13 protein-coding genes are annotated in these 12,936 nt (G+C 55.7%); 7 read left to right on the forward strand and 6 right to left on the reverse strand.

Annotation, left to right across the window (positions count from 1 at the left end; genetic code table 11):
• Window positions 1-205: 205 nt before the first annotated feature.
• A complete protein-coding gene (locus ABLU78_RS22170) occupies window positions 206-1,891 on the forward strand; it encodes an aspartate:alanine antiporter (RefSeq protein WP_015704851.1) in 1,686 nt (561 codons plus the stop codon).
• Between the two features lie 243 nt (window positions 1,892-2,134).
• Here the strand turns inward: ABLU78_RS22170 and ABLU78_RS22175 are convergent, their stop codons facing one another.
• Window positions 2,135-2,359, reverse strand: a complete 225-nt coding sequence (locus tag ABLU78_RS22175; RefSeq protein WP_162866927.1) for a hypothetical protein — start codon at window positions 2,357-2,359, stop codon at window positions 2,135-2,137.
• Window positions 2,322-2,966: a hypothetical protein gene (locus ABLU78_RS22180; RefSeq protein WP_162866926.1), complete on the reverse strand. Its 645-nt coding sequence runs from the start codon at window positions 2,964-2,966 to the stop codon at window positions 2,322-2,324. Before ABLU78_RS22180 ends, ABLU78_RS22175 begins: the two co-directional genes overlap by 38 nt.
• 236 nt (window positions 2,967-3,202) lie before the next feature.
• Here ABLU78_RS22180 and ABLU78_RS22185 point away from each other — a divergent pair, with 236 nt between their 5' ends.
• A complete protein-coding gene (locus ABLU78_RS22185; protein ID WP_048228579.1) occupies window positions 3,203-4,000 on the forward strand; it encodes an SDR family oxidoreductase in 798 nt (265 codons plus the stop codon).
• Here the strand turns inward: ABLU78_RS22185 and ABLU78_RS22190 are convergent.
• Window positions 3,993-4,547, reverse strand: a complete 555-nt coding sequence (locus ABLU78_RS22190; RefSeq protein ID WP_048228577.1) for a TetR family transcriptional regulator — start codon at window positions 4,545-4,547, stop codon at window positions 3,993-3,995. The genes ABLU78_RS22185 and ABLU78_RS22190 overlap by 8 nt on opposite strands.
• 113 nt (window positions 4,548-4,660) lie before the next feature.
• On the opposite strand from ABLU78_RS22190, the gene ABLU78_RS22195 reads away from it, so the two are divergent.
• The gene (locus ABLU78_RS22195) at window positions 4,661-5,863 is read left to right on the forward strand and encodes an MFS transporter (protein ID WP_015704846.1); all 1,203 of its coding nucleotides are present in this window, start codon (window positions 4,661-4,663) and stop codon (window positions 5,861-5,863) included.
• The gene (locus ABLU78_RS22200; protein WP_015367542.1) at window positions 5,863-6,675 is read left to right on the forward strand and encodes a Cof-type HAD-IIB family hydrolase; all 813 of its coding nucleotides are present in this window, start codon (window positions 5,863-5,865) and stop codon (window positions 6,673-6,675) included. The genes ABLU78_RS22195 and ABLU78_RS22200 overlap by 1 nt, the downstream gene beginning before the upstream one ends.
• Window positions 6,676-6,716: 41 nt before the next feature.
• On the opposite strand, the gene kdeA is transcribed toward ABLU78_RS22200, so the two are convergent.
• Window positions 6,717-7,949 (reverse strand): multidrug efflux MFS transporter KdeA, encoded by a 1,233-nt coding sequence (kdeA, locus tag ABLU78_RS22205; RefSeq protein ID WP_015367543.1) that lies wholly within the window; start codon window positions 7,947-7,949, stop codon window positions 6,717-6,719.
• A 303-nt stretch (window positions 7,950-8,252) separates the two neighbouring features.
• On the opposite strand from kdeA, the gene ybjG reads away from it, so the two are divergent.
• On the forward strand, window positions 8,253-8,846 hold the full coding sequence (ybjG, locus tag ABLU78_RS22210) for an undecaprenyl-diphosphate phosphatase (RefSeq protein WP_015704843.1): 594 nt from the start codon (window positions 8,253-8,255) through the stop codon (window positions 8,844-8,846).
• Window positions 8,847-8,932: 86 nt separating this feature from the next.
• A complete protein-coding gene (deoR, locus tag ABLU78_RS22215) occupies window positions 8,933-9,691 on the forward strand; it encodes a DNA-binding transcriptional repressor DeoR (protein ID WP_015367546.1) in 759 nt (252 codons plus the stop codon).
• Between the two features lie 28 nt (window positions 9,692-9,719).
• Here deoR and dacC read toward each other — a convergent pair whose 3' ends face one another.
• Window positions 9,720-10,922, reverse strand: a complete 1,203-nt coding sequence (gene dacC, locus ABLU78_RS22220) for a serine-type D-Ala-D-Ala carboxypeptidase (protein ID WP_032705602.1) — start codon at window positions 10,920-10,922, stop codon at window positions 9,720-9,722.
• A gap of 256 nt (window positions 10,923-11,178) precedes the next feature.
• Here dacC and ABLU78_RS22225 point away from each other — a divergent pair, with 256 nt between their 5' ends.
• Complete coding sequence (locus tag ABLU78_RS22225) at window positions 11,179-11,805, forward strand: glutathione S-transferase family protein (RefSeq protein ID WP_048228575.1); 627 nt, start codon at window positions 11,179-11,181, stop codon at window positions 11,803-11,805.
• Between the two features lie 5 nt (window positions 11,806-11,810).
• Here ABLU78_RS22225 and ABLU78_RS22230 read toward each other — a convergent pair whose 3' ends face one another.
• The gene (locus ABLU78_RS22230; protein ID WP_047045233.1) at window positions 11,811-12,914 is read right to left on the reverse strand and encodes a PQQ-dependent sugar dehydrogenase; all 1,104 of its coding nucleotides are present in this window, start codon (window positions 12,912-12,914) and stop codon (window positions 11,811-11,813) included.
• Window positions 12,915-12,936: the final 22 nt, after the last annotated feature.

Below are 12,936 nucleotides of genomic sequence, written 5' to 3' on the forward strand. Positions count from 1 at the left end.
GGCAGTCCATGCTTATAACGCTCCCGTCAGAGTAAAACGATTGTGACTAGCCGCAGCAACCAGGAAAGATTAAACTAGCGGCACTGTTTTATCGGTATTAACGGGATGCCAGAATAACGTTCGGCATAGTGCGAACGCTTGAGCAACCTTAGACCAAAAAACCATTTCCTTCAACAACTTACTAGTAAACGAGAAGTTGGCTTTCGTGAATATAAACGTCGCAGATTTGTTAAACGGGAATTACATCCTGTTATTGTTTGTTGTACTCGCACTGGGTCTTTGCCTGGGGAAACTTCGCCTCGGGTCAGTACAACTTGGTAATTCCATTGGCGTTTTAGTCGTTTCTTTATTATTAGGTCAGCAGCACTTCGCCATTAACACAGATGCGCTAAATCTTGGCTTTATGCTGTTTATTTTCTGCGTCGGCGTCGAAGCGGGCCCCAACTTTTTTTCGATTTTTTTCCGCGACGGCAAAAACTATCTAATGCTGGCGCTGGTGATGGTGGCCAGCGCGATGTTAATCGCTATGGGGCTGGGCAAATTGTTTGGCTGGGACATCGGCCTGACCGCCGGGATGCTGGCGGGCGCTATGACCTCCACCCCGGTGCTGGTGGGCGCTGGCGATACCCTACGCCACTTTGGCCTGCCCAGCGATCAGCTGGCGCAGTCGCTTGACCACCTGAGCCTGGGTTACGCCCTGACTTACCTGGTTGGCCTGGTGAGCCTGATCGTCGGCGCGCGCTATATGCCGAAGCTGCAGCATCAGGATCTGCAGACCAGCGCCCAGCAGATCGCCCGCGAGCGCGGTCTGGATACCGACTCCAAGCGTAAAGTCTATCTGCCGGTTATCCGCGCCTACCGCGTCGGCCCGGAATTGGTCGCGTGGGCGGACGGCAAAAATCTTCGTGAGCTGGGAATTTACCGCCAGACCGGCTGCTATATCGAGCGTATTCGTCGTAACGGTATCCTGGCGAACCCGGATGGCGACGCGGTACTGCAGATGGGCGACGATATCGCGCTGGTTGGCTACCCGGACGCCCATGCCCGCCTCGACCCAAGCTTCCGTAACGGTAAAGAGGTGTTTGACCGCGACCTGCTCGATATGCGTATCGTCACCGAAGAGATTGTGGTTAAGAATCATAACGCCGTCGGCCGCCGCCTGGCGCAGCTGAAGCTGACCGATCACGGCTGTTTCTTAAACCGGGTGATCCGCAGCCAGATTGAGATGCCAATCGACGATAACGTGGTGCTCAATAAAGGCGACGTGCTGCAGGTGAGCGGCGACGCCCGCCGCGTAAAAACCGTCGCTGACCGCATCGGCTTTATTTCGATTCACAGCCAGGTGACCGATCTGCTGGCTTTCTGCGCCTTCTTTATCGTCGGCCTGATGATCGGCATGATCACTTTCCAGTTCAGCTCGTTCAGCTTCGGCATCGGTAACGCCGCCGGCCTGCTGTTCGCCGGCATTATGCTTGGCTTCCTGCGCGCCAACCATCCGACCTTCGGCTATATCCCGCAGGGCGCATTGAACATGGTTAAGGAGTTCGGTCTGATGGTGTTTATGGCCGGGGTCGGCCTGAGCGCCGGCGCGGGTATTAATAACGGTCTGGGCGCCATTGGCGGGCAAATGCTGGCTGCCGGTCTTATCGTCAGCCTGGTGCCGGTGGTGATCTGCTTCCTGTTCGGCGCCTATGTGCTACGCATGAACCGCGCGATGCTGTTCGGCGCGATGATGGGCGCGCGCACCTGCGCCCCGGCGATGGAAATTATCAGCGATACCGCGCGCAGCAACATTCCCGCACTCGGCTATGCTGGCACTTACGCTATCGCCAACGTGCTGCTCACCCTTGCCGGTACGCTAATCGTCATCATCTGGCCGGGCCTTGGCTAGCCCCGGCCGAAAATTTTTAACTTTTTCGCAAAAAAATCGGTGATGAACAGAACTTTTTCCCAGGATGTCAGTCATAACTAGTGCCACTGCTTTTCTTTGATGTCCCCATTTTGTGGAGCCCATCAACCCCGCCGTTTAGGTTCAAGGTTGATGGGTTTTTTGTTGCCTGAAGTTGGTACTTTTCGAGCTAGCCTGAAACCAAAACCGCTCTGAAGATATCAGTTGCGTACTGACCGTAATCACTTACTGAATTTTTGCCTTTAACCAGTCGGCCAGAAAAATAATTAGGCAAATCAGTACAAAACAAACCGCAAAGCCACCCAGCCTGAATAGCCAGCCATCCAGCGCAATAAGACTAACAAAAGCCATTATTGAGCAAATCCCCCTCCCCATTGCATCAATCATATTGATGCAATGCACGCCAATTCTTTTATAAGAATGGCTGGCCGAGAATTTTACAGATTTCATTTTCTATTCCTTTACATTGCATTGGATGGCTCTCTATGTACTTGAGATACGGTTCTAGTGGTTCTTCAACCAGAAAGTAGACCATATCAAGATTCATTGGTGAAACTTTCATATAGGTTGATGAATACCTGTCCTTCATCCTACGAGAAGCTCTCGCTGCCTCTTCGATTATCCCCTGCATAATAACGGCACTTAAAGCAAACGATGCCGAGCCCCGCAGAACGTAGTTTCCAATTCTGGTTGTTTTCAATTGCGCAATTATTTTTTCGGATAAAGTCAGGGACAGGCAAAACTGAGCCCCCGTACGTGTTCCCAGTTTTGCGTCAGAATAACCAATCCTGTCATTAATCGCTTTCTTCCCTTTGTCATCGAGTTTTGCATAAAAATCCGTGCTCACAATGGTGATTAGCTGCCTGATTGGTTGATCGTTCGATATCAATGCTCTGAACGCCCTAATAAAACGCTCCGTTTCATATTCATTACGCCTTTTAAGATCACGCCCCAAGACTCCTGAACCTTCTACCGGTCTTATTGCTGATAAATAAAATCCTTCGGAAAGGGAAGTTAAACCATCAACAATTCCCCTGGCAATTAGCTTTGCATCCATGAAACCCATCTCAATAACCATAAGATGATAAAAGGCTAATCACTTTTACGCTCAAGAACCAGAAAAAAAATATTTATTTTTTTCAATTAAAACAACATGTTAAATGATTAAGTAACAGGTTTATTTTACGGCCAGAACTCAAAAATTACTGCACTGATTTTAATACTACCCCCTCCTTGCACAGTCTATTTTTTCACCCATACTTTGCTGATCCACTCCCACATAAGGCGCTCTTCATGTTGCTTAAAGATAAGACCGTGGTGATTTTCGGCGGCAGCGGCGCGATTGGCCGCGCGGCGGCGCTCGCCATGGCGAAAGAAGGCGCGCGGATCTTTCTGGCCGCCCGGCAGACGGATAAGCTGGAAAAGGCGGCGGCTGAGATTCACGCCGCAGGCGGGATCGTCGAGACCCTGCAACTGGATGTGCTGGATGGCGGGCAAACCACCGCGCAGGTGGCCAACCTGGCCGGGCGAACCGGCGGGATTGACATCGTAGTCAATGCCACCGGCTTTCTCCACAATCAGGGGAAAACGCTGGCACAATTATCCCTTGCCGAGTATCACCAGGGTTTTGTCCCCTTTCTTGATGCCCAATTTACTATTGCCCAGGCAGTGGCACCGTGGATGGGTGGCGAACGCGAGGGCGTCATTATTACCACTATCCCTCCTTCCGCGACGATGGCCATCCCTGGACACCTCGGCCATATCGTCGGCTGCGCCGCAATGGAAGCCTTTATCAACGCATTGGCCAGCGAACTCGGCGCGAAAAATATCCGCGTGCTCGGCGTACGGTCACACGCGATAGCGGATGCGGCGCTGGCGGGTTCTTATACTGCCGAGGTGTTTGCGCCTAAAGCACAGGCGCTGGGCTTGAGCGTCGAACAGTGGCTGGGTGGTGCGGCGCACAGCACGATGCTGCAGCGGTTGCCGACACTTGAGCAGATAGCCGGAGTCATCACCTTTCTTGCCTCACCGTCGGCGGCGGCGATGACCGCCACGGTGGTTAACGTCACCGCCGGAGCGACGCTTAGCTAGCGCTATTCTCCCCCGCCAGCCGCCCGACCATCAGGCGAATCGCCGCTTTCGACAGCGGCGCGCTATCGGTGACGAAGTGCAGCGTCATCCCCTCGATAAACGCATCCAGCCCGCGCGCCGTCGCCGGTTCGAACCACTGCTCCAGCGTCTGCTGACTGCGCAGCATCCAGCTCTGCATGACCGTTTTCAGCACTGGTCGGCTGCTGCAAAACGCGTACAGCTGGTACATTAACTCCATATTGCGCGCGGTGGTCACCTGGGCGCTGAAGATCAGCTCGGCGATAGCGTCACAGGCCTGTTGACGGCTGCCGACGCCGTCGAAAAATTGCTGATACTGCGCCGACATTTCGACGGTGAAGTTACGAAACGCCTCCTCAATCAGCGCCTCAATACCGCTAAAATAATAGGTCAGCGAGCCCAGCGGTACCCCGGCGCAGCTGGCGATTTTACGGTGCGTTACCGCATGAATTCCGTGCGCGGCGATGGTATCCAGCGTCGCCTGCAGGATGCGCTCGCGCCGCTGCGGATCGTTCGGTCTGCGGGTCATCGGTGTGTTTTTCCCCTCTGTGCGCTACGCAGGTCAAGCGATAGCGGAATGTGTACAAATGTACACAACCTTGCTACTGTTGTCTGCAACTCTTCTTTCTCGGGCGTTTATGGATGACGGCGCAAACTTCTCGCAAAGCCCTCCAGCTTCGGCTGTGGGCGCTATTTATGTTCTTTTTTATCCCCGGCTTATTGATGGCCTCCTGGGCCACCCGTACGCCCGCGATTCGCGATTTACTAACCCTTTCCACTGCTGAAATGGGAATGGTGCTATTTGGCCTGTCGATTGGTTCGATGAGCGGTATTCTCTGTTCAGCATGGCTGGTGAAGCGCTTCGGTACCCGTAAAGTCATCCGCACAACTATGTTGTGCGCCGTGGCGGGCATGCTGGTGTTAAGCCTGGCGCTGTGGCTCGCCTCTGCGCCGCTGTTCGCCTTTGGGCTGGCTATCTTTGGCGCCAGCTTCGGCTCGGCGGAAGTAGCGATTAACGTCGAAGGCGCTGCCGTTGAACGGGAAATGAATAAAACCGTGCTGCCGATGATGCACGGTTTTTACAGCTTCGGCACCCTCGTGGGCGCCGGCATCGGTATGGCGGTGACCGGGTTTGGCCTGCCCGCCGCGCCGCATATTCTGATCGCCGCGCTGGTGGCGATTGCCCCCATCGTTATCGCCATTCGCGCCATCCCCGACGGCACGGGCAAAAACGCCGCCGAATCCGCCCATAGCGAGGCCAAAGGCCTACCGGTCTGGCGCGACGTGCAGCTGTTGCTGATCGGCGTGATCGTGCTGGCAATGGCCTTTGCCGAAGGTTCCGCCAACGACTGGCTGCCGCTGCTGATGGTCGACGGCCACGGCTTTAGCCCCACTTCCGGTTCGCTGATTTACGCCGGTTTCACCCTCGGCATGACCCTCGGCCGCTTCACCGGCGGCTGGTTTATCGACCGCTACAGTCGCGTCACCGTCGTACGCGCCAGCGCGGTAATGGGCGCGCTGGGTATCGGGCTGATTATTTTTGTCGACAGCACCTGGGTTGCCGGGGTATCTGTACTGCTGTGGGGACTCGGCGCGTCGCTCGGTTTCCCGCTTACCATTTCCGCCGCCAGCGATACCGGCCCGGATGCGCCGAAACGCGTGAGCGTCGTGGCGATTACCGGCTATCTGGCTTTCCTCGTCGGGCCGCCGCTGCTGGGCTTCCTTGGCGAACATTTTGGCCTGCGTAGCGCCATGATGGTAGTACTGGGTCTGGTGATGGTGGCGGCGCTGGTAGCCCGCGCGGTAGCCAAACCGCAGCCTGAACCTGTGATGGAGAATAGCTAATGAGCATCAAACTGATTGCGGTAGACATGGACGGCACCTTTTTAAGCGATGCCAAGACCTATAATCGCCCACGTTTTCTGGCGCAGTATCAGCGCATGCGCGAACAGGGCATTCGCTTCGTGGTCGCCAGCGGCAACCAGTATTACCAGCTGATATCGTTCTTCCCCGAGCTGGTCGATGAAATCGCCTTCGTCGCCGAAAACGGCGGTTGGGTGGTGAGCGGTAAAGAGGATATCTTTAACTGCCAGCTGCCGACGACGCATTTCAACGCCGTCGTCGACCACCTGCAAACGCTGCCGCATATCGAAATTATCGCCTGCGGCAAACGCAGCGCCTATACGCTCAATAGCTATAACGACGAGCTAAAAGCGGTGGCGGCGAAGTACTATCACCGTCTCGAACTGGTGGATGATTTTAACCATCTCGATGACGCGATCCTCAAATTCGGTCTGAACGTGCCGGATCATCTGATCCCGGAAATTCAGCCGAAGCTACACGCGGCGCTGGGCGATATGGTTACCGCCGTCGCCACCGGCTACGGCAGTATCGATTTAATCATCCCTGGCGTGCATAAAGCCAACGGCCTGCGCATTTTGCAGGAGCGCTGGGGCATTGATAACCATGAGGTGGTGGCCTTCGGCGATAGCGGCAATGATATTGAAATGTTGCAGCATGCCGGTTTTGGTTTCGCCATGGCGAATGCCAAAGCGGAGGTCAAAGCCGTCGCCAGTCATCATGCCCCGCATAATAACGAAGAAGGCGTATTGCATATTATTGATAAGGTATTGAATCGCGAAGCGCCGTTCGCCTGATGAGAACCCGGGTGCCTTTAGGCATCCGGGTTTACTACGTATCACGCCTGCTGCGAACTGCCGACGCTTTTATCTTTCAGGAAGTAAATAATCAGCCCCAGCCATAACACCCCACCCAACAGGTTAAACAGGCTGAACAGGCCGTTACCGCCAAGCTCATACGCATGCTTGCTAAGCTCTATGCCCACGGTAAAGATCAGCATCTGCAGCATACCCATCGCCGCCGAAACCGTCCCTTTACTCATTTCGCTGGCGAACAACGTTAAGCGCACCAGCCCGGCGTTAGCCAGGCCAATCCCGAAAGCGTAGAAGCTTAAACCAGCGGTCATCCACAGATAAGCATGGGACGAGACCACCGTGGCCGCCGCCGACAGGAGCAGGCCAAACATAATCGGCCAGCCGCCCATAATAATCAGCGAACGAACCGAGCGGCGCGAGGTCAGACGCGCCAGCACCAGGTTGCCGGCGATCAGCGCGCCGAAAATCGGCACCTGCAGCATGCCGTACTCATAGCTGGTGGCCTGCTCGCCGCTGATGATAATCACCGGCGATTGCGCAATCCACGCCAGCAGCGGCAGACTAACAAAACCGGTCGCCAGCGCGCCGGCGACAAAGCGCAGGTTTTTCAACACCAGACGATAGTCGCGGCCCAGCTCTTTTACCGACAGTTTTTCCCCCATCCGCGTCGCCGTTTCCGGCATCGCCCGCTGCAGCCCCACAAAGGAGATGGCCGCCAGCACGGCAAACAGCACGAACATCATCTCCCACGGCAGCATATGCACCCAGGCAGCGCCGACCAGCGGCCCGAGCAGCGGCGCAATCAGCGCGACGTTAGCCATCAGGGCGGTAATTTTGATACACACCGCCTCCTCAAACGACTCCTGGATAGCCGCATAGCCCACCGCGCCGATAAAGCACAGGCTGATGCCCTGCAGGAAACGCAGCAGGGTAAATTGCTCAATGGTTTGCGCCAGCAGCGTCGCCAGACAGGTGACGATAAACCACACCACCCCGGTCAGCATCACCGGACGGCGGCCAATACGATCCGACAGCGGCCCCAGCAGCCACTGCAAAAACATCCCCCCCGCCAGATAGGCGGTCATAGAGGTGGGGACCCACTCATTGCCGACCTGAAACTCCTGCACCACCGCGAGCATACCCGGTTGGATCATATCGTTGCCGATATAGGTGGAGAATTCATATAACACAAGGCACAGCGGGAACAGTAACGCCTGACGACCGAGGCGCTTACCTGATAACGAATAATTCTGCATGCAATCTCTTAATTAAAAAAAAATCGCGCAAAGTTTAATGAAAGTCGACCCGGGGAGATAGTGAATTGTGAGTGACAATGAAAAATATCGCCAGCCCGCGGTCCGGCATGAAACGAATATTTATATTTCGTTTATGTTTCAATGAGATTACAGGCGATATACTCGCTTTGGCGAAATACCGGCAAGGGCATCTCACGGATATATTTCGTAACAAACTGATAATTAAGACAATGCTGCTTTACCCTATCGTTGCCTTTCAATAAGGTGAGCAGCTTATTGCCATCGTAACCAGAGACTGGAAGCATGCTGGAAAATATCAACTACGCGCTGTTTGCCCTGATTAACGCCACCCCGTCCTCCTCGTGGTGGGCGATTGAGGTCGCCACGTTTATTGCCAAAGACTTAATTATCATTGTGCCGCTGCTGGTGGTGGCGCTATGGCTGTGGGGGCCAAACCAACGTCAGCTGGTATTTAAGGTCATGCTGGCCCTGGCCCTGAGCCTGTCTATTTCGTGGGTTATCGGTCATCTGTTTCCACACGACCGGCCGTTTGTTGACGGCGTCGGCTATAACTTCCTGCATCATGCGGCGGATGACTCGTTCCCAAGCGATCACGGCACCGTCATCTTTACCTTCGCGCTGGCGTTTTTATTCTGGCACCGGGTGTGGTCCGGCGCGCTGCTGCTGGTCATCGCCTCGGCGATTGCATGGTCGCGCGTCTATCTGGGAGTACACTGGCCGCTGGATATGTTGGGCGGGCTGCTGGCTGGCATGTGCGGCTGCCTTGGGGCGCAACTGCTGTGGCAGAGCGGCGGTCATGGTCTCTACCAACGGCTGCAGCGCCTGTATCGTCTCTGCTTCTCGCTGCCGATTCGTAAAGGCTGGGTACGCGGCTAACGTCTGACAGGTGACGAACCCCTCGCCGCCGGGTAAAATCAAGCTGACGCCCTGCCCTTGCAGGGCGATTTTAGCTCAGAGGGTATATGGAAACTCGTCGTGACGAACGCATTAACCAGCTCATTCAGGCACTCAAGCGCAGCGATAAACTTCACCTGAAAGAAGCAGCTTCGCTGCTTGGCGTATCAGAAATGACCATTCGTCGCGATTTAAACGGCCACAGCGGCCCGGTGGTACTGTTGGGCGGTTACATCGTGCTGGAACCGCGTAGCGCCACGCACTATCTGCTGAGCGATCAGAAAACCCGTCTGGTGGATGAAAAACGCCGTGCCGCGCGCCATGCCGCCGGGCTGCTTGAAGCGCATCAGATGGCCTTTTTTGACTGCGGCACCACGACGCCATGGATCATCGACGCCATCGATAACGAGCTGCCGTTTACCGGCGTGTGCTACTCGTTAAATACCTTTCTCGCCCTGCAGGAAAAACCGCTGTGTCGCGCTATTCTGTGCGGCGGCGAATTCCACGCCAGCAACGCCATCTTTCTACCGCTCAGCCTGCAGGATACCTTGAGTCATCTCAGCCCGGATATCGCCTACTACTCCGCCGCCGGTATCGACTGCGAGCAAGGCGCGACCTGTTATAACCTGGAAGAGCTGCCGGTGAAACACTGGGCCATGAACAACGCTCGCTACCATGTGCTGGTGGTCGATCACAGTAAGTTTGGCAAAGTGCGGCCGGCGCGGATGGGGGAATTATCGCGTTTTGACGTCATCGCCAGCGACGTTCGCCCGGATGACGATCTGTTGGCGCTGGCGAAAGAAAAGCAAATATCACTGCTGTACTAACCGCGCCCCGTAGGGCGCGGCCTGTCGCTTAAGAGAACCAGCTGCCGAACCAGCCGTGCAGTTTCATCAGCACGAAGTCGACCATGCGGCTGAAGAAGCCGCCCTCTTTCACGTCTTCCATGACGATCAGCGGTCGCTGTTCGATAGTTTTGTCATTGAGTTTAAAGTCGATGGTGCCCACCACCTGCCCTTTCGCCAACGGCGCGGTGAGCTGCGGCTCAGTCAGGTTGTAGCTGGCTTTCAGGTTTTTCAATTGCCCGCGTGGAATGGTCACCGATCCGGCTTCGCCGGCGCCCAGTTTGACTTCATTACTGTCGCCGAACCACACGCGCTGGGAAATAAAGGTGGCATCCGGTTTGATTGGCGTGACGGTTTCATAGAAACGGAAGCCCCAGGTCAGCAGTTTTTCGGACTCGTTAAAACGAATACGGTCGGTTTTAGTGCCCAGCACTACCGCGATAAGGCGCATATCGCCCTGGGTCGCGGAAGAGACCAGGTTGTAGCCCGCGCCGGCGGTGGTGCCGGTTTTCACGCCATCGGCATTGAGGTTGGTGCTCCACAGCAGACGGTTACGGTTTGGCTGACGGATTTTATTGAAGGTGAACTCTTTCTCTTTGTGTACCGCGTACTCTTCCGGCACATCATGGATCATCGCTTTAGTCAGCAGCGCCATATCGCGCGCGGTACTGAACTGCCCCGGCGCGTCCAGGCCGTGGACGGTTTTAAAGGTGGTGTTGGTCAGGCCGATTTTCTGCGCGTAGCCGTTCATCAGATTGACAAACGAATCCTGGCTGCCGGCGACATAGTCGGCGATAGCGATGCTGGCATCGTTGCCGGACTGAATTATCACGCCCTTATTGAGGTCTTCAACCGATACCTGCATGCCTGGCTTCAGGAACATCACCGAGGAGCCGCGCAGCGCCGGGTTACCGGTGGCCCACGCATCGCGGCCGACGGTGACCGTATCGGTCAGTTTGATTTTGCCTGCTTTCAGCGCCTGGCCTACCACGTAGCTGGTCATGATTTTGGTCAGGCTGGCCGGGTCGAGTTTCTCGTCGGCATTGCCTTCACTCAGCACTTTGCCGCTGGCATAGTCCATCAGGATCCAGGCTCGCGCATCAATCGATGGCGCATCAGGAAGTTGATCCGCCGCCTGCACTGCAGGGGCCACGAGAAGTAAAAGCGCGCAGCCTGCCGCGAGGCCGCGAAGGGAAAAAGCATCATGCGTCATAAGAGCCACCCAAGTATCCTTTCCAAACAAAATATGCCGCAACACTCTTGCCGCACAGCACAAGGCGGTGAGTAAAGCGTACAAATGACCTTAAAGAAACAGCGAGTTGGTAAAGTTTTTAAAGTTTACGCAATAACGACGCTGCCTGCTGAAAACAAGGCAATTTTTTTGATCGTGATTGCCTTAATATTAACTTTATTCCAACATGATTGCTCACCATGTTGCAACGGCGATTAAATAATATGCAGGAGCGGATATGATTACGTTATGGGGCAGAAATAACTCGACCAACGTGAAGAAAGTACGCTGGGTGCTGGCTGAGCTGGATCTTCCTTATCAGCAGATTCTGGCGGGGCTGGAGTATGGTCTCAATCGCGACCCGGAGTATCTGGCGATGAACCCGAACGGCCTGGTGCCGCTACTCAAAGACGATGCCAATGGGCTGGTGCTGTGGGAATCCAACGCCATTATTCGTTATCTTGCCGCGCAGTACGGGCAAAACCGTCTGTGGGTGGAGTCGCCAGTGCAGCGCGCGCAGGGTGAAAAATGGATGGACTGGGCCAACGCTACGCTGTCCCCGGCGCACCGTCCGGTATTAATGGGGCTGGTCAGAACGCCGCCGGACCAGCGCGATCCGGCGGCCATTGAGGCAGGTATTAACGCCTGTGAAGGGCTGTTCGCCATGCTCGACGATGAACTGGCGAAGCATGCCTGGCTTTCTGGCGATGAGTTCGGCCTTGGCGATGTGGCGGTGGCGCCGTTCGTTTATAACCTGCTTTCCATCCTCGACAGCTGGCAGCCGCGGCCCCATCTGCAGCGCTGGTATCAGCAAATCCAGCAGCGCCAGGCCTTCCGCGACGTCGTCATGATCCCGGTCACCTGAGGTCATTACTCCGGGCTGACCTTGAGCAGTTCACCGTCGGGCTCGTCGGTTAACAGATAAAGATAACCGTCGGGCCCAACGCGCACATCACGAATGCGTTTGCCGCGATCTTTTAATAGCCGCGTCTCCTCGCTGAGGGTATTGCCGTCCACCGAGAGCACAATCAAGGACTCATCCTTCAGCGCGCCGATAAACAACTTATGTCGCCACTGCGGGAAAGTTGACGCGTTGTAAAATGCCATCCCGCTCAACGCTGGGGAGACCGGCCAGACATGCAGCGGCGCCTCGGTATTCGGCGCGCTCTTTCCTTGAGCTTCCGGGATAGGTTGACCGCTATAGTTAATGCCGTGCGTCGCCAGCGGCCAGCCGTAGTTTTTCCCGGCGAGGGGAATATTGATCTCATCGCCGCCGCGCGGGCCATGTTCGTTCAGCCACAACGTATCGCTCCACGGATTCATCGCCATCCCCTGCGGGTTGCGAATACCATAAGCCCAAATTTCCGGTCTGATGCCAGTACGGCCGACGAAAGGATTATCTTTGGGGATTTCCCCCTGTTCGGTCAGGCGTACCACTTTTCCCTGCAGCTTATCGAGATCCTGGGCCGTCGGGCGCTGATTATTTTCGCCTAAACCGATAAACAGATGACCTTTGCCATCGAAGACCATCCGCCCGCCGAAATGATTGCCAGTGGAGAGCTTCGGCTGCTGGCGGAAAACGGTTTTAAAATCTTCCAGGTTTTGCAGGTCGGCGCTGAGGCGGCCATACCCCACCGCCGTCCCCGCTTTGCCGTCATCGCCCGCTTCGGCATAGCTCAGCCATACCCGGCGCGACTGAGCAAAATCCGGCGCCAGAACCACATCCAGCAGGCCGCCCTGGCCGTTGGCCCACACCTTCGGCACGCCGCGAATGGGCGCCGATAATCCTTGATCGAGCTGCCAGCGTTTAAGTTCGCCGCCGCGCAGGGTAATCAGCACGCCTTCATTGTCCGGCAGGAATGCCAGTGACCAGGGGTGGTCGAGGTTATCCTGCAGCACTTCAACGCGCGGCGCGGCCATCGCCGCCATGGGCAGCAGCACAGTCATAAGTGTTATTTTGAGATATCGGCGCATGGCGCACTCCTTTCGTCAGCAT

It is taken from the genome of Klebsiella sp. JN_Kp122, from assembly GCF_040062085.1.
In the GTDB taxonomy this organism is placed as follows: Bacteria; Pseudomonadota; Gammaproteobacteria; order Enterobacterales; family Enterobacteriaceae; genus Klebsiella; species Klebsiella aerogenes.